The following is a 17,050-nucleotide window of genomic DNA, read 5'->3' as shown; positions in this document are numbered from 1 at the left end:
TATAATTATATTAATTATATCTTTAGAAATAGTTATAGAAAATAATAGTGCAACAAAAAAACCCATCCCTGCTTTGATAAAGCCAGTAGTTAAAAAGCCTCTAAAGAATGCTTTCACATGCCCTTTAAATCCTTTAACATCTTCCTCTCCAATTAAATCATCCAATAGCCCTACCATACCCATTAAAGTAAAAGCCAATAAATAAGACATAACATACTTCATATTAGCCCATCCTAACAAAATAACTATACTCATACTAATCATCTGAACAAATATGAATAATATTCCCATACCTATGGGGATTTCTTCATTCCTGTAGTTCAGGCGAATAGTTTTGCTTCTAAACAACATATCAAGAATCATAGGTGTTGCAATATACGATAATATTATACTGATTATAAAACTTAGAATATTAGTATAGTTCATAAAGTCACCTTCTAAAATACATAATAATTAAAGTTTTTAATATATCAAAAAATTGTTTCCCTCTATGCTTAAATCCCTTAAGGTTTCTATCAGTATATCTATGAGTCATCTCAACTGGTACTTCCTTAAATGTAAAACTACCATTTAAAGCCTGTATAGTCATGGCGACCTCTATTCCATATCTATTAGGAATATAATCCATTACAGCTATTACTTCTTTCCTATATACTCTTTGGCCAGATAGAGAAGTATCTATTTCCTTTTTAGTATGAAAATAAACACCCTTCTTAGCCAATCCCTTTACAAATCCAAAACCACCCTTAGTATGGGTCACAGTAGATCTTTCCGGAAACTTAGCTATGGTAAAGTCTACTTCTCCTGAGATAACTGGATATATCAACTTTTCCAATTCCCTACTAGAATATCCCAGGTCTCCATCTACAAAAGCTATATAATCATATTCCATGTCATCTATAGCCCTTTTCATCGCATAACCTTTACCCATATTTTTCTCAAAAGAGATGATAGATACTCCTAGTTTTTCTATTACATCCTGAGTATTATCTGTTGAACCATCATTAACTATCAATATTTCATCAATCAACTCAATTTCTTTTAACCCCATTAGGGTATCGGTAATCCTATCTCCTTCATTATACACTGGCACTACTACTAATAATTTCCCATCCTTCATGCTATCTCTCCTTAGAATATTCTGGTATAGTTAATTTTAGTGTTGGAACCAATTGTTCTGCTGTCTGTTTTGTCCCATAATGGCCTGGTCTACCTTCCATTGCTAATATAAGAGAAACTTTACCCATTGTAGTATCGACATTATCTACTGTGCTTATTCTAAAGCTTTTATACATATCTATATAGGAATAATTTACAACCAATTTTTCAATTCCGATAATAGGTTTATCCATAGCTTTTGATACATCAACGATAGTTTTATCAACTAGGTTTAATCTATCTCTATCTTCACGTACACTACCTCCGGCTATAATTATATAATCAACTGGTTGGTTGATGTTTCCTACTACATCTATTATCTCTCTTTCCATAATTGCTGTTGTAAGTTCAGATTGTTCTCCGGAAGCAATAGACTTTGCAATCTCATTTACAGTATTGGTTATTAAATTAGTATTATTGTTTTCTATTTCTAATTCATCATATATATTTTTTAACATTTCTTCATTCATAATCCTGTCGGTTATGGTAGTTACACTGCTCACATGAGCACCAGCATTTTCTAATATTTGTCCTACCCCTGAGTACATATAATCATCCTTAGTTTCAATAATAGCAACTTTTTGACCAGTAAGTTTCCCTTTTACTATTTCCCCATAGGTAGATTCTATAAAATATTTATAACTGTCATTTTCAGCTTCTATTTCTTTTAATTCTAATTTTAACTCTTGATTTTCCCCTTTCAAAAAATCAAATCGTTCTTCTAGTTTAGCCGCTATATCTTCTCTTTGATCCACTACAAAACTTTGAGCATCAAGAGCAAAACCTATATATATTCCTATGCCCAAAGCTGCAAATATTGCAACAATAGATATTACATAGAATTTCATATTTGGTATCAAAATTATTCCTCCTTTACAATCCTAACATCATCCTTAATCTAATTTTAAACAATAACATCAATTCTTTCATCAACGGATGCATAGATGTTATTATCATTATAGGTATTAGAGCAGCAATGGCAATTCCTATGACATACTTCAGCTTAAAACTACTATGGTAAAGTTTATTTACACCTTTAGCATCTACTAATTTAGAACCTACTTTAAGTCTAACTAAAAAGGTACTAGACATTCCAGACCTACCCTTCTCCAAAAAATCTATCATATTAGTATGAGTCCCTACTGCAACTATTAAATCTGCACCATTTGCATATGCTAATAAAAAAGCAATATCTTCACTGGTACCTGGAGCTGGAAATATGGTCGCTTCCAATCCTAAGTCTTCTACCCTCTTCAATCCAGGAGCCCTACCATCTGAATATGCATGTACTACGATTTCCTTGGCTTTTCCTAGGCATTTATCAGATATACTATCCATATCCCCTACAACTATGTGGGGAGTATATCCAAATTCAAGTAGTGCATCTCCTCCACCATCTACACCAATTAATATTGGTTTAACCTCATCTATATAGGATCTTATAGCTTCTAAATCCATTTTGTAATCTTTGCCCCTTACTACTACTAGAACATGTTTACCTTTAATCCTAGTTTTTGTTTTAGGAATTGGTATTTTCCCTGTTACAAGACCCTTTTCTTTCTTTGCGTATTCTAAAGTGTTCTCTATAAAACGTTCCAACTCCCCTTCAATATTTGCATATCCAACACTCAACAATTCTTCAACTTTTTCCTCGTCTAATAGTATACAATTACCTATTTCATTCTCTTTGTACAGAATAATATCATCTAGAATCTCTATAGTATCGCCTTCCTGTACTATATCAAAAATATCCTTATTATCTACTTCAAAGATGGGTATATTCGCGTCAAGTAGTATAGATGGACCTTGATTAGGATATCTGCCACTAATCGTATCATCAATATTTATCACGCATTTTATTTTTTTTTCTACCAACGACAAGGCAGCTATTTCATCTAAATCCTTATGAGCTATCAAAGCTATATCTCCTGGTTTCAATCTTTTGGTTAAATTTTTCGTTTTTCTATCCTTTTTTAATCTACCTTTTATATGCATACTTATCCTCCATTTTTAACTATCCCATATTATTTCCAATATTATATATAATAACAACCCATCAAACTTATTATAGCATAATAATAGGATAGATAGATAAATAAACAATATTTTACCCCACAAGATAATTTCTTGTGGGGTTGTTACTAAACATTTCCTTCCATCAACTCCATCTCCAGCCTCAATTTATCAGCCACCATAGCTATAAACTCTGAATTGGTAGGTTTGCCTTTATTGGTATTTACGGTATAGCCGAAAATATTATCAATAGTATCAATTTTACCTCTAGTCCAAGCTACCTCTATAGCATGCCTTATAGCTCTTTCCACCCTACTGGGAGTCGTATTGTATTTTTCAGCTATATTAGGATATAATTCCTTAGTAACCGCTCCTAATAATTCTATATCTTCAACTACCATAGCAATAGCTTCCCTCAAATAGAGATATCCTTTAATATGGGCCGGAACCCCTATTTCATGGATAATATTTGTAATTCTGGCTTCCAAATTTTTTGTCGTAGTAACATTTTGAGAACTAGTAGCCGGAATCTGAATATATTTACTTTTCTCTGTAAGTTGGGAATTCTTTTCTAAATTCACAATTTGCTTTAATCTTTTAATAAACACCTTGAAATCAAAAGGTTTAACTACATAGTAGTCAGCCCCTAATTCAATAGCCTTTTGAGTGATCTGATCCTGTCCTACTGCAGAAAGGATAACGATTTTAGGTATCTTGTCTAAATTTAAACTATGTATACCTTCTAATACCCCTAATCCATCTAAATGCGGCATTATTATGTCTAATATTAATACATCCGGTTCCACCTCAGTAAGCAAATCTAATGCTTCAAGACCATCCTTTGCTATCCCAACAATTTCAAAATTTTCATCTGCAGATAAAAACTTACTTAAAATATCACAAAAATCACGATTATCATCTGCAATTAAAATTTTGGTTTTCTCCAATTGAAATACCCCCCTGTTTTGCAATTTATTTGTATAATTAACTATTCGACAAAGAATCGTAGTTTCCTTCTATTTCAAATAAATTCTTTTTATTTTTAAAAAAAGATAGGCTAAAAGCCTATCAATTAATCTTATCTGCGTATTTTCTATTTAACAGATATTCAGATTTAATTTGATCTAACATCCATTCAATATAAATCCCATATCCTTTTGTAGGATCGTTGACAAAAACATGGGTTATAGCCCCAATCAGTTTCCCATCTTGTATTATTGGGCTACCACTCATACCCTGAACTATTCCACCAGTTTTTTGTAATAATTTTTTATCTGTCACTTTTATAGTCATACTCTTTTGACTAGGATACTGTTGGTTTTGAGTTTTTACTATTTCCACCTCAAATTTTTCAACCCTATTGTCATCAATAGTAGTTAGTATATGAGCTCTTCCCTCTTTAACCTCTTCTTTAAATCCAATAGGCATAGGTTTCATCTTATTAGTTTTGATAAACTTATCAGTTATCACTCCATATATACCAAAAGGGGAATTCTTAGTTATTTCGCCTAATACATTTTCTGTCTCGTAAAATACACCTTTAATTTCCCCTGGACTTCCTTTTTTACCTTGTTCAATATTGGCTATTTTTGCATTCATTATCTTACCATACTCTACATTTAATAGATTTCCTGTATCCATATCTGCAATCCCATGGCCTAAAGCTCCAAATATTTTACTGTCTTCATCATAAAAAGTAAGTGTTCCAATACCAGCAGTTTTATCTCGTACCCAAATACCCAATCTAAGGCAATTATCCTGTATACTCTTAATGGGCCTAACCTCTGTTTCATATTTTATTTTATTTCGTTCTATCATTAACTTAACCTTATCTTCCTGTACCTGATTTAATAACTCTACTAGGTGTTCTGCATCTTTTACTTTTACTTGATTTAATTCTAATATGCTATCTCCATTTTTTATGCCTGCATCTCTAGCAGGATTATATCGTTTCCCATCAATACCAATTACATCTGTAACTGCTACTACTAATACACCTCTTGTATTTAACCTAACGCCTATTGCATTTCCTCCAGGAATTAATGTATCCCTATTAACTACACTTACATCATATCTTTTTACTGGAATTAAGCCTAATAACTTTAATTGAAATCTTGCTTCTCCTGCATTCATTGCATCTATTTTATAGGTTTTCTTAAAACCGATAGTGGAATCCTCATTATAAGTTGATTGTACTATAGTATCCTCATCGTGTAGTGCACTTAAAGAAAATGGAAATAGTACTTCTATACTCTTATTCTCACCTTTTGCAATTTTAATTTCTGCAGGATAGTAAAATACGGTCAACATCTGAATTATATAAAAAAAAGCCAATACTATAACGGATAAAGAAAATACCTTTCGGTTTTCTTTATATCTATCCAAGTACAATCACTCCTCTAATTTTCCCTTAAGCTAATTCACCTCCATAAAATATTATTTGCGTAAATATAATTTAGCCTTTTTTCATCATATTTATTCTTTAAAAATTTAATTGTAATGCTAAGTAAAATATATTTTTACAAATGTTGGAAAATAAAAAAACGCTTTACTGAATATAAAGCGTTTTTTTATTTAATTACCCTGACTTTTAATTTTTTAACATTTTTGACATCTCTAACATCTCTTTTGCATGAAGTTTCGTCGTATCGGTTAGATCAACACCGCCTAAAAGTCTAGATAACTCCTCTATTCTTTCTTCTTCATTAAGTTTACGTACTTTTGTTATAGTATTATTATCAATAACATCTTTTTCAATAACAAAGTGGGTATCCGCTAGAGCAGCTATTTGAGGCAAGTGAGATATACAAATAACTTGATGACTATTAGATACCATTTTTATCTTCTCTCCTACTACCTGGGCTGTTCTACCACTAATTCCAGTATCGATTTCATCAAATATTAAACAAGGTATATTATCATAATCTGCTAATATAGTTTTAAAAGCTAACATTATTCTAGACATTTCCCCTCCAGATACAATTTTAGACAATGGCTTCAAATCCTCGCCTCTGTTTGTAGATATTAGAAATTCTACCCTATCCCATCCATTAGGCGTAAAATGATTTAGTTTATTAAAATTTATCTGAAATACAACATCTGACATATTTAACTCTCTTAGTTCTCTCATAATTGATATTTCTATATCCTTACTTATGGTCTTTCTTATATCGGTTAGGCAAGTACAATACTTCACTAATTGATTTTCAATATCACGAATTTTGTGGTTAGATTTTTCAATTTCCTTTTCATTGTTTAACAGAACCTCAAGTCTATTATTTATAGATTCCCTATACTCCAATATATTATCAATAGTATTACCGTATTTTTTCTTCAAGACATTTATTGTATCTATTCTTTCTTCTAAAAACTCTAGTCTTTCTTCATCAATTTCTATGCTTTCCAAGTAATTTTTTATATCTCTAGATAAGTCCTGTAATTCAAATCCTATGTTTTCCATAGTAGCATTGTATTGTTGTAATCTACTGTCAAACTTCTCAATATCCTTCAAATTTACTACGCATTTATTAATACCATCTAATAGGGATAGACTCCCATATATTTCATTATCTAAGATATCAGATACTTCTCCCAACTTATAAATAATTTCTTTTATATTGGTCATCTTCAAATGTTCCCTAATTATAACCTCTTCATCAAAATTCAATAAATTGGCATTATCGATTTCATCTAATTGATATTTTAATAAATCTATTTCCCTATCTCTTTCTATGCTGTCTAAAGATAGTTCCTCTAATCTTCTAATTTCTTTAGTTAGATCTTCGTACTTACTTTCTACATTATTTAGCAAATCCTTTAATTTCATATCGCCAAATGTATCTATTAATTTAATATGATTATTTATATTTAATAGAGATTGGTGTTCATGTTGCCCATGAACATCTACCAAAGTCGAAGTTATACTATTTAACATCGTTAAAGTTACAGTTCTACCATTTACTCTAGACACACTTCCACCATTGGCATATATTTCCCTAGATATTAATAGATAATTACTTTCATCTACATCGATACCATAGTCATTCAAAGTATTATTTACTCTATTTGGATCCTCTAGATAAAATAATCCCTCTAATATCGCCTTCTCCTTTCCCGTTTTCACCAAATTCTTGTTAGCACGTCCACCTAAAATCATACTAATTCCTTCTACAATTATGGATTTTCCTGCCCCTGTTTCGCCAGTAAGTACATTAAATCCATTAGTAAAGTTAATATTTAAACTATCTATAATAGCAAAGTTACTTATATTTAACTCAACTATCATAATTTATACCCCCAAATTATTTGAGAAAATTATGGATACTAGTTAACACAGAATCCATTATATTTATGTTTTTTACAGCTATAAAAATAGTATCATCTCCTGCAATAGTTCCTATGATACCTTGAATCTTAAAATTATCAACTGCTGATGCACAGACCTGAGCTGCGCCTGGTAAAGTTTTTATCACTATGATATTTTCTGCTGGTTCTACACTTAAAACTGAAGATCTAAATATATTGCTCAATCTTTGATGGACCCCTTCATAACTGCTGTCCATAGCCGCATACTTATATTTTCCCGTTGTTGTTAATACTTTTACAAGTCTTAATTCCTTTATATCTCTAGAAATAGTAGCTTGAGTGATATCTATTCCCTGATTTAACAGATAGTCAGCTAGCTCCTCCTGAGTTTCTATCTCATATTTATTAATCAAATTTAAAATAATCCTCTGTCTTGTATATTTATTCATTTTTCCCTCCTAAACATTATCCTTAGGAAATATATAACTACTATAAAGACTCATGAGCTTCACTTACAACTTTTAATATATATTCATCGTCAATAGAACTTTCATCCATATTTTTAGATATATAGGCCAAAAACTCAATATTGCCTGTAGCACCCGCAATGGGAGAGTAGTCTAAATCCACTATATTTAATTGAATGCTATTGCTAAAATCAGCTATAGCTTTTATAACCTCTATGTGGATATTTCTGTCTCTAACTATCCCCTTTTTGCCAACCTTGTCCCTTCCAGCTTCAAATTGGGGTTTTATCAAAGCTACTATATGGCCATCATCAGCTAATAACTCCTTTGCAACAGGTAATACTAGTCTTAAGGATATAAAGGATACATCTATGGATATTAAGTCAAATATTTCATCTATGTCTTCCTTTGTCACATGTCTAATGTTGGTCCGCTCCTTGACTACAACCCTAGGATCCTTTCTCAATTTCCAATCTAACTGTCCATAACCAACATCTATAGCATATACTTTTCTAGCTCCATATTGAAGCATACAATCGGTAAATCCTCCAGTAGAAGCACCTATATCCATGGTTATTTTATCTTCTAAATTCAAATTAAAATATTTTATAGCTTTTTCTAGCTTTAATCCACCTCTGCTTACATAAGTAAGGGGATTTTTTTTAATTTCTATAGGATCATCAATACTAACCTTTTCACCAGGTTTATCTATCCTCATATCTCCAATAAATACCGTCCCTTCCATGATAACTCTCTTGGCCTTTTCCCTTGATTCTACCAATCCCTTTTCAAATAGTATTATATCAGCTCTTTTTTTTTCCATATAATCTCTCCTAATTATCTATCCCTTTCATTGTTTGATTTATTATTCTTGTTCTTTTTTTTATCGGGTAATATATCTATTCCAAATTTTTTCTCTAAAAAATTGAATATCCTAGCAGTTTCAAATATTATTTTCTCTGAATGAGATATAGCTATAGATTTACCTAAAGCTTTACCTCCTACAGTCACAGAAGCTACTAGTGAAGTAATAATAATACTCAATATACTGCCATTTTTTATATCATAAATATTAATCAATTTATAGATTATGCTAGTGCCTACTGCACCACTGACGATACCACTTATATCACCAATAACATCATTGCAAAAGTTGGATACTTGTCCCGCATTCTTAACCAGTTTTATAGCATATTTAGCTTCTTCTACTCTATTAGCTGCCATAGCATGAAAGGGTTTTTCTTCTGAAGTAGTAACTGCAATACCTATAATATCAAAAAAAATTCCTATAAATATTATTATTATAAGTATCACAAATGCAAGAAAAATATTGAGGTTTTTCACTAAACCTTCAGTAATTATACTAAAAACTATAGCCATAATAAATGTCCATATAGTTATCATAATAACCCATCTCATATTATGCTTTTCCGCAAAATTGTTATCTTCTTTTTTATCCATTTAATATTGGTACCTCCACAATATAATATAAAAAGCTGATAGCATTATGCTATCAGCTCATGAGTGGCAGCATATTGGGTAAATCTTACGGCTTAAGGTCCAGCAGGATTTCCCTGATAAAAACTGTATGTCGCCATAACCAGCGGTTTCCCTTCAATTTTACCACTACTTTGTCACCAATAGCAGGGCTGGATTACCACTTAGTCCGCACTGTAATCCCCAATATACTTCTACCGTGAACAGTCTAGGAGTTTTCCTCTACAACCAGTCTAACCCTTAGCCTCTTTTGCAATCTAGGTTTCGATAACAAAACTATTATCACTTGGGCCCCTCATGAAAATAGTCGAACTTATCATCTCCCTAAATCACTCAAGGCAGGCTACTCTAAGTGTTTCTATTTCTACACCTAGGTCTATCTTACCATGTCCCAAATGGTAAGTCTCCACGAAAGTAGGGTCAACGCCTGCATGCCATTGCAGATCGCCCCATCTTTCTTACTCCCAGCACCGACCCTCGACTGGGCGTCGCGAGCCGAAACAAGGAACTTCATCGATATGCCCTTCGACGGATTTTTAGCCCCGCCCTCCAGATTAGCTGTGTTGACTAGAATACTGTGCCACTCTTTGCTCTACTAATTATAGCATAATTTTTATAATTATTCAATATAAGTTCAATGCTTTCTATCTATTAGATCCTTTGTAAATAAAGTGAGAAATTGGGTATCTTTGTTTATAAATTGATTTAAAATGCCTATTGCCTTTTTGCTTAAATCCTCTACCTTTTTTTCTGCATCGTCAATATTATGGAACTTTAAATAGGTAATTTTATCTATTTCATTATCCTCTTTCACATCTAGAATATCATCCTTAATTTGATAGGCTAACCCAAGATATAAACCAAACTTTCTCATGTTTTCTACATCCTCATCAGTGCCTCCACCTAATATAGTTCCAGCAACAACAGAAGCCTGAATTAAAGCAGCAGTTTTACAACTGTACATAAATATTAGTTTATCCTCATCCATGGATATATCATTAGATAGTAAATCCACTACTTGACCGCCTATCATACCATATACACCTGAATATTTCGCAATTTCATTCATTGCCTTTGTATATTTTTCATAATCATTAATATCCTCTGAATGTTTTAAGGTATGATCAATCATAGTTTCAAATGCCAAGTTCAATAATCCATCTCCTGCTAGGATTGCAATAGCCTCACCATATACCTTGTGATTAGTAGGTTTGTCTCTTCTAAAATCATCATCGTCCATAGAAGGTAGATCATCATGGATTAGAGAATAAGTATGTATCATTTCTATAGCTAATGAAAATGGAATTGCTTTGTCATATTTTCCACTAAACATTTCACAGCTTTTCAATAATAATATAGGTCTAATTCTTTTGCCTCCAGTAAATAGGCTATAGTTTATCGAATCAAATATTACATCTTGATATCCTATTTTTTTTACAAAAATTTTTTTTAAGTCATCATCTATTTTACCCTTTACTTGGCCTATTATTTCAGCTAACGTCATTTAATTATACCTCCATTTGAAATTCCTCTTCCTCAATGGCTCCTTCATCGTCTTGAAGTAATATCTTAACCTCACCTTCCACACTTTTTAATATTTCATTACAATAATTATATAAGGCTACCCCTTTTTTAAACTTTTCTAGGGAGTCCTTTAAAGCAATGTCATCCTCCTCGAATGCTTCTAATATTTCTTCCAATTCTTTTACTGCTTCCTCATAAGTCAAATCCATATCATTCATGATAAAACTCTCCTTTGTTAATTTTAACCACTTTAATCGTTAACATACCATCTTTGATAATTAAGTTTAAATTTTCTTCAGCCTGTACGTCTTCTATGCTGGAAATCATATTACCTTGTTTATCTAACACTAAACCATATCCCCTATCTAAAGCAGATATAGGATTTAAATAATTTATTTTGTTATGTAGATTATCTATAAGAACCCTGTTCTTATTTATTTTAGTATCCATCATCATAGTCAGATTCCTAAATAGATTGTCCAACTCCTGGGCTTTTTCCTTAATTTGGTCAATAGGGTTGTAATAGTCTAGACTTCTCCTTATATATTTCAGCCTAACACAATGCTCATTCAAAATATAGTTATAATTTCTATTCAACTGAGCCATTTTAGCATCAAGATTTTCCTTTAACTTATCTAGTTCTGGTGTGACTAGTTCTGCCGCTGCAGAAGGAGTAGGAGCCCTTAAATCTGCCACAAAATCTGCTATAGTAAAATCCGTCTCATGGCCTACTGCCGACACTACCGGTTTTTCCATAGCATAAATAGTTCTAGCTACGGATTCATCATTAAATGCAAACAGCTCCTCTATAGATCCTCCACCACGTCCTGTAATAATTACATCTATATCATCTCTATTATCTAAATATAATAAGCCTTGACATATTTCCCTTGGTGCTTGTATGCCTTGCACTAATACCGGATATATCAATATATCAGCAATAGGATATCTTCTTTTTATTACAGTAATTATATCTCTAATTGCAGCTCCAGTAGAAGAGGTAACAACACCAATTTTCTTCGGCATATAAGGCAATTCCTTTTTATTTAATGGATCAAACAGTCCTTCCTTTTCTAATTTTTGCTTCATCTCTTCAAAAGCTGCAAACAGATCCCCGACGCCACTTTCTTCTATTTTTTTCGCATATAGCTGATAGTCACCTTCTTTTTCGTAAATAGATATATATCCTGTAATCACAACCTTTAATCCATCTTTCAACTGAAAATTGACTAATCGATTATCAGATTTAAACATCACACATTTTAATTTTCCTCTTTCATCCTTTAATGAAAAATACATATGCCCACTATAATGATGCTTAAAATTTGAAATTTCCCCTTCGACCTTAATATTTGAGAGTATTAAATCTCTTGCAAAAGTTTTTTTGATATATTGATTCACTTCACTCACCTTTAAAGGCTTTTCTACCAAATTTATCACCTACTAAATTACTTTTTGTTTTCCCCAAGTAAGCTATGCCAACTGCATTGTCCGTACACAAGTTTTTCTTAGGAAAAAATACGTCTATTCCCTCTCTACATAGTTCTTTACTTAAATAGTTTCTTATAGTACTATTAGCAGCTACACCTCCTGTAATTAACACACTGTGAATATTATACATATTGCAACCGTTGAGAATAATATCCTTTAAAAATTGGGATATGGTATAAAACAAGGTTGCTATTATATCTTCTAGATCGTGTTCACTTTTTTGTATTAGTGCCTTAAAATAGTTTTCCATACCCGATAGATTAAACCAACAACTATCTTTAATATTAATATGTATATCCAATTTTAAATTATTCCCTATTTGGGACACCTTATCCATCTCTTCGCCACAGGGGAATATTAATCCAAGCTCCACTCCTACCCTATCTATAAGCTGCCCTAAACTTAAATCCAGAGTACCTCCTATTATTTCAATATCAAAACCATTCTTTTTATTCTTTACTAGCAACATTTCTGTAGTTCCTCCAGAAATATGAAGGCTAATGAATCTTTCTTTTTCCTCCATATTACTATTTATCATTCCAGCCCCTATATGACCTTCTTGATGACTAAACTCCTTATATCCCGTATTTAGAACTTTAGACAGAATAAAAGCCTGTCCTTTACCAACAACAAAAACAGGCATATATGATTCTTCCCTATTTCTAGGTCTATTGCTACATGATATATTCACTATTTTAGTAGTATCTATTTCTTGAGCCATCTTTTCTATTAAGAAAGGTAGATTTTGGATATGTTGAAATACAGCTTCCTGTTGTCTCAATCCCCTTTTACCTTTTTTTACCTTTAGTATATCTCTTATATTTAATACGATATTATCCTTTTCATCTAATACAGCTAAAGATGTAGTATATGAAGAGGTGTCTATCCCGACAAAATATTTGGTCATATTCTATCCCTCGATTTTACAAAGCCACCTAAAACACCATTGATAAACTTAGAGGATTCTACAGTACTATACTTTTTGGAGATCTCTATAGCTTCATTGATTGAAACTTCTATTGGTATATCTTCCCTATACATTATCTCGTAAATTGCAATTCTTAGAATAGATAGATCTACCCTTGCTAGTCTATGTATCTCCCAACCTTCTATATTTTGTTTTATATGTGAATCAATTAACTCTAAATTATTCACTATGGTATTAATGGCACCTTCTATATATGCTTTTTCCCCTTCATCAAATACATTGTTCTCGAAAAATATATTGACTACTGTTTCAGAAAAATCTGAGTTTATTTCCATTTGATATAATAATTTCATTGTAGATTCTCTTGCGTATTTTCTACCCATCCTTTGCCTCCCTGGTAATATCTATTATTTATTGTTCCCTATTATGAGGGATGATTTTATCTATTAGATCTTTAAAATTCTCCTTACTGTCCGATTTGCTTCCTAAATAATATCCAGCCCACGTACATAGGACGATAAACAAGGTCTTAAAAAAACCTATATTTAAAACCAATATAGCTATTAAAAAACCTAAAATTCCTCCAAAAAATTTCCCCTTGTGGTTTCTAACCCAATCTATAAATTTACTAAACATTTCTCTCGCCAATTTGCCAACACCTCTACAATTATTTTACATTTCTTATAGGTGCAGTCACATTAGTAATCAATACTTTAATTTCACTAACATTAACTCCTGTACAATTTTCTACATGTTCCTTTACCTTTAACTGTAACTCTTCAGTAGTTTCAGGTATGTTTATCTCTGGAGACACTTGCCCCTTTAAATCTATAAATATTTGTCCCTCTAATATCTCTACTTTGGTCTTAATATCTCTAACACCTGTAAAGTGTTCAGCAACGGATTCAACCAGACCAACTATAGTATTAGATGATATATTAATTTCACCATGGTCTGTTCTCTGAATTAAATAGGTTGTTTTGTTTTTATCTTTGTTACCCTTAAATGCCACAACTATTAATCTAATACTAGCTAACAGAAAAATCAGTCCTACTACAGAATAAACATAGTTACCTATAATATTATCTAACAGTAATTCAACATTGTTTTTAGACAAAAAATCAAATTGTTGAAAAGGAAACAGTACCAAAGCTAATGATAGTATAGCTATACAAAGTGAAAAAACAACTAGTACTATCTTATCGAAAATATTCATATTTAGCTTCATCCTCCCAAATAATATTTAAATTTACCCCCTGGATTCCAGAGGGTAAATATACTATTTTACTCGTGGTTCTACTTCTACTTTAGGCTCTTCTTTAGGTATATTAACCCCTTGTATGTTTACATTAACTTCTACTACACTAAGACCAGTCATAGTTTCAACTGTCTCCTTAACATGATTTTGTACTGTATTTGCAACCTCAGAAATCTTAGAACCATATTCCACTATAATAAATATGTCAATAGCAGTTTCTTTTTCACCAACCTCCACCTTAACACCCTTTGATAGGTTTTTCATACCTAACATCTCTGTAAAATCTGCTGTCATACCACCACTCATTCCAGCAACGCCGTCTACTTCAGTAGCTGCTAGGCCAGCTATTATAGCAACAACTTCATTAGCAATTTTAACTGTTCCATATTTGACTTTTTCATCATTCACAAACTCTGCCACATTGGACACCTCCTATACTCTGAAACTCTTTAGAATTATTATATCAAAGCCCTGTGATTTTTACAAACATTTCTAATTCTTTTTCATGATTTTAATATTAGAGGCATCTAAATTTGTTTCTCCCATTACGATATCTAAAATTTTTACTACATCCTGTTCAGTAAGTTCTTCTCTAGATACTACTATTTTAGCACTTTCTTCTGTCATAAAAACTAAAGCTTCCTCAAATCCTTTTGCCTTAATTAAACCTTCTATAGCCAACTCTTTTTCTGCTAAATCACCAATATTCATTATTCTTTTTTGGGCTTCAGATCTTACATCTTCGCCTGTATTCTCATTATCCACTATTGTGTTTAATCTATCTACTAAGCCCGCTCTCAATTTATCTCTAGCTAATCTTTGCTCAATAAAATAGTTCTTAGAGCGCAAACTTTCTTCTTTGCTAATGGCCTGGTTGATATTAGAGTTAGCTTCTTTTGATATTTCATTTATATTCTCGTCTTTTGTATCAAGTATTTCAATATCCTCTAGCTCTTCACTACCTTCGCCTTCCGATATAGCCTCCACCAGCTCTTTATCATCCATATCCCAACTCTTAGCCATCTCCATCTCCTCATGTTTTTGATAATCGCTAGAAACTTTAGACGAAGCCCTCAAAGTAAGGCTATGATTAATATAACCAGTAACTACCAATAATACTATCAACACCATAATTATTGCTGGTTTTTTCATTGTAAACATCTATATCCCTCCTATTTACTAGAATACACTTCAACCTTGTTTCCTGGTATACCCAGTACAGTTTTAACTGCTTCATATAACATCTCTTTTATCTCTATATCCTCTGCCCCATCTGCTATTACTATTACACCTTTTACTGTTGGTTTAATCTCTTTCAAAACTACCAATCCTCCTTCATTACTAGTAACAACTTGAATGGTCATATCATCTCTAATGATCTCACGGGTACCTCCTTGTGAATCGATCTCGTTAGTAGTTTCATTATTTTTAGTAGTATTAAAAGCAGGAATTTTTTCTACCGTATCTTCCAATGTGATCATAACTTTTACCTTATTCACACCTTTTAGCTGGCTTAAGGCGTCCTCTAGTTTTACTTCCAGCAGAGAGCCATAATCTTGTTCAGAACTTGACAATTTGCCAACAGTATTAGCGGATTCTAAATTTGTATTATCAGTTTTTCTTTCCTCTATAAATATATTAGCTATTATTAAAAGTATGATTCCTATGATGAGTATTATAAATAAATTATTCATAAATTTCTTATTATCCATAGTTTCCATATATTTTTTGATTTTATCTATAAACTTCTCCATCTAGTTCACCTGCCTCCAAAGTATTCAAAAATACTCTAATATTTTCTTTAGAAATATTAAATTTTTTTGATAGAGATTTCTTAAGGTCCTCCCCATCTTCCAGGGTCTTATAAGCATTAAATGCTTCGTCGTTATTATCTATAGACACATCATCTATCTTGATAATAGCAATTGAATTTTTATTTACATTTTTGTCTATCTTTTCTTCTCCGTCCACTTTTAACAATATTTCTATTTCCTTCAGTTTGCCAAAATTCTCATTAGTTTCATCAATAGATAGATTTACGCTTTCCACCTTGTAATTGCTAGTTTCGTGAACAAATTCTGTAACCTCTAACTCCATTTTATTAGTGTACATTTCTTTAACCTGTTTATCATACACCGATGATAAGTTTGATTTGTCTTTATATACTAATTCGTTCATTTTTAAATGCTCTTTTAGCACTCTTTCATCGATACTATAATCCCTAGATAATAGTTTAATAAAAGGTGAAACTATCACTATTATTATTAAAAAACCTATTACCATATTTATATATTTCCTCATATTACTATTAGGAAGAAGTATTTCAACTATAGATACTATGAGAAAAATCATAACTATATCTTGTATCCAATATCTTAAAAAACTCACCGCCTTCATTTTTATTCACCC

At 31.8% G+C, this 17,050-nt stretch carries 21 protein-coding genes; all 21 read right to left on the bottom strand.

What is annotated here, in order from left to right; genetic code table 11:
• A partial coding sequence (locus C3E88_RS03500) for a hypothetical protein (RefSeq protein ID WP_336513057.1) occupies positions 1–426 on the bottom strand: 426 nt, incomplete at its 3' end.
• A 4-nt stretch (positions 427–430) separates the two neighbouring features.
• Positions 431–1,120: a glycosyltransferase family 2 protein gene (locus C3E88_RS03495; RefSeq protein WP_236908776.1), complete on the bottom strand. Its 690-nt coding sequence runs from the start codon at positions 1,118–1,120 to the stop codon at positions 431–433.
• Between the two features lies 1 nt (position 1,121).
• Entirely contained in the window at positions 1,122–2,018 is an 897-nt protein-coding gene (locus tag C3E88_RS03490) for a copper transporter (RefSeq protein ID WP_236908775.1), read from the bottom strand.
• 13 nt (positions 2,019–2,031) lie between these two features.
• Complete coding sequence (steA, locus tag C3E88_RS03485; protein WP_236908774.1) at positions 2,032–3,153, bottom strand: putative cytokinetic ring protein SteA; 1,122 nt, start codon at positions 3,151–3,153, stop codon at positions 2,032–2,034.
• Between the two features lie 146 nt (positions 3,154–3,299).
• On the bottom strand, positions 3,300–4,118 hold the full coding sequence (gene spo0A, locus C3E88_RS03480) for a sporulation transcription factor Spo0A (protein WP_236908773.1): 819 nt from the start codon (positions 4,116–4,118) through the stop codon (positions 3,300–3,302).
• Positions 4,119–4,239: 121 nt separating this feature from the next.
• Positions 4,240–5,556, bottom strand: a complete 1,317-nt coding sequence (gene spoIVB / locus C3E88_RS03475) for a SpoIVB peptidase (protein WP_236908772.1) — start codon at positions 5,554–5,556, stop codon at positions 4,240–4,242.
• A gap of 205 nt (positions 5,557–5,761) precedes the next feature.
• Positions 5,762–7,456 (bottom strand): DNA repair protein RecN, encoded by a 1,695-nt coding sequence (gene recN / locus C3E88_RS03470; RefSeq protein ID WP_236908771.1) that lies wholly within the window; start codon positions 7,454–7,456, stop codon positions 5,762–5,764.
• A gap of 16 nt (positions 7,457–7,472) precedes the next feature.
• Positions 7,473–7,925, bottom strand: a complete 453-nt coding sequence (argR, locus tag C3E88_RS03465) for an arginine repressor (RefSeq protein ID WP_236908770.1) — start codon at positions 7,923–7,925, stop codon at positions 7,473–7,475.
• A gap of 40 nt (positions 7,926–7,965) precedes the next feature.
• Positions 7,966–8,766, bottom strand: coding sequence for a TlyA family RNA methyltransferase (locus C3E88_RS03460; RefSeq protein WP_236908769.1), 801 nt, complete (start codon positions 8,764–8,766; stop codon positions 7,966–7,968).
• A 14-nt stretch (positions 8,767–8,780) separates the two neighbouring features.
• Complete coding sequence (locus tag C3E88_RS03455; RefSeq protein ID WP_236908768.1) at positions 8,781–9,404, bottom strand: DUF21 domain-containing protein; 624 nt, start codon at positions 9,402–9,404, stop codon at positions 8,781–8,783.
• 670 nt (positions 9,405–10,074) lie between these two features.
• A complete protein-coding gene (locus C3E88_RS03450; RefSeq protein WP_236908767.1) occupies positions 10,075–10,944 on the bottom strand; it encodes a polyprenyl synthetase family protein in 870 nt (289 codons plus the stop codon).
• A 4-nt stretch (positions 10,945–10,948) separates the two neighbouring features.
• Positions 10,949–11,182, bottom strand: a complete 234-nt coding sequence (xseB, locus tag C3E88_RS03445) for an exodeoxyribonuclease VII small subunit (RefSeq protein WP_236908766.1) — start codon at positions 11,180–11,182, stop codon at positions 10,949–10,951.
• Complete coding sequence (gene xseA / locus C3E88_RS03440; protein ID WP_236908765.1) at positions 11,175–12,404, bottom strand: exodeoxyribonuclease VII large subunit; 1,230 nt, start codon at positions 12,402–12,404, stop codon at positions 11,175–11,177. Before xseA ends, xseB begins: the two co-directional genes overlap by 8 nt.
• The gene (locus C3E88_RS03435) at positions 12,367–13,362 is read right to left on the bottom strand and encodes a Kae1-like domain-containing protein (protein WP_236908764.1); all 996 of its coding nucleotides are present in this window, start codon (positions 13,360–13,362) and stop codon (positions 12,367–12,369) included. The genes xseA and C3E88_RS03435 overlap by 38 nt, the downstream gene beginning before the upstream one ends.
• The gene (gene nusB / locus C3E88_RS03430; RefSeq protein ID WP_236908763.1) at positions 13,359–13,766 is read right to left on the bottom strand and encodes a transcription antitermination factor NusB; all 408 of its coding nucleotides are present in this window, start codon (positions 13,764–13,766) and stop codon (positions 13,359–13,361) included. Before nusB ends, C3E88_RS03435 begins: the two co-directional genes overlap by 4 nt.
• Positions 13,767–13,794: 28 nt before the next feature.
• Positions 13,795–14,031: a DUF2273 domain-containing protein gene (locus C3E88_RS03425; RefSeq protein WP_236908762.1), complete on the bottom strand. Its 237-nt coding sequence runs from the start codon at positions 14,029–14,031 to the stop codon at positions 13,795–13,797.
• 19 nt (positions 14,032–14,050) lie between these two features.
• On the bottom strand, positions 14,051–14,599 hold the full coding sequence (gene amaP, locus C3E88_RS03420; protein ID WP_236908761.1) for an alkaline shock response membrane anchor protein AmaP: 549 nt from the start codon (positions 14,597–14,599) through the stop codon (positions 14,051–14,053).
• A 63-nt stretch (positions 14,600–14,662) separates the two neighbouring features.
• A complete protein-coding gene (locus tag C3E88_RS03415; protein ID WP_236908760.1) occupies positions 14,663–15,061 on the bottom strand; it encodes an Asp23/Gls24 family envelope stress response protein in 399 nt (132 codons plus the stop codon).
• Positions 15,062–15,133: 72 nt separating this feature from the next.
• The gene (locus tag C3E88_RS03410) at positions 15,134–15,802 is read right to left on the bottom strand and encodes a SpoIIIAH-like family protein (protein WP_236908759.1); all 669 of its coding nucleotides are present in this window, start codon (positions 15,800–15,802) and stop codon (positions 15,134–15,136) included.
• Positions 15,803–15,813: 11 nt separating this feature from the next.
• On the bottom strand, positions 15,814–16,395 hold the full coding sequence (locus C3E88_RS03405) for a hypothetical protein (RefSeq protein WP_236908758.1): 582 nt from the start codon (positions 16,393–16,395) through the stop codon (positions 15,814–15,816).
• Positions 16,376–17,038: a stage III sporulation protein AF gene (gene spoIIIAF, locus C3E88_RS03400; protein ID WP_236908757.1), complete on the bottom strand. Its 663-nt coding sequence runs from the start codon at positions 17,036–17,038 to the stop codon at positions 16,376–16,378. The genes C3E88_RS03405 and spoIIIAF overlap by 20 nt, the downstream gene beginning before the upstream one ends.
• Between the last annotated feature and the right edge of the window lie 12 nt (positions 17,039–17,050).

Origin of the sequence: Clostridium sp. Cult3 (assembly GCF_021655115.1) — a bacterium.
Taxonomy (GTDB): Bacteria; Bacillota; Clostridia; order Tissierellales; family Tepidimicrobiaceae; genus PPXY01.
The sequence above is the reverse complement of the archived record's forward strand: the minus strand, read 5'-3'. Positions and strand labels throughout refer to the sequence as shown.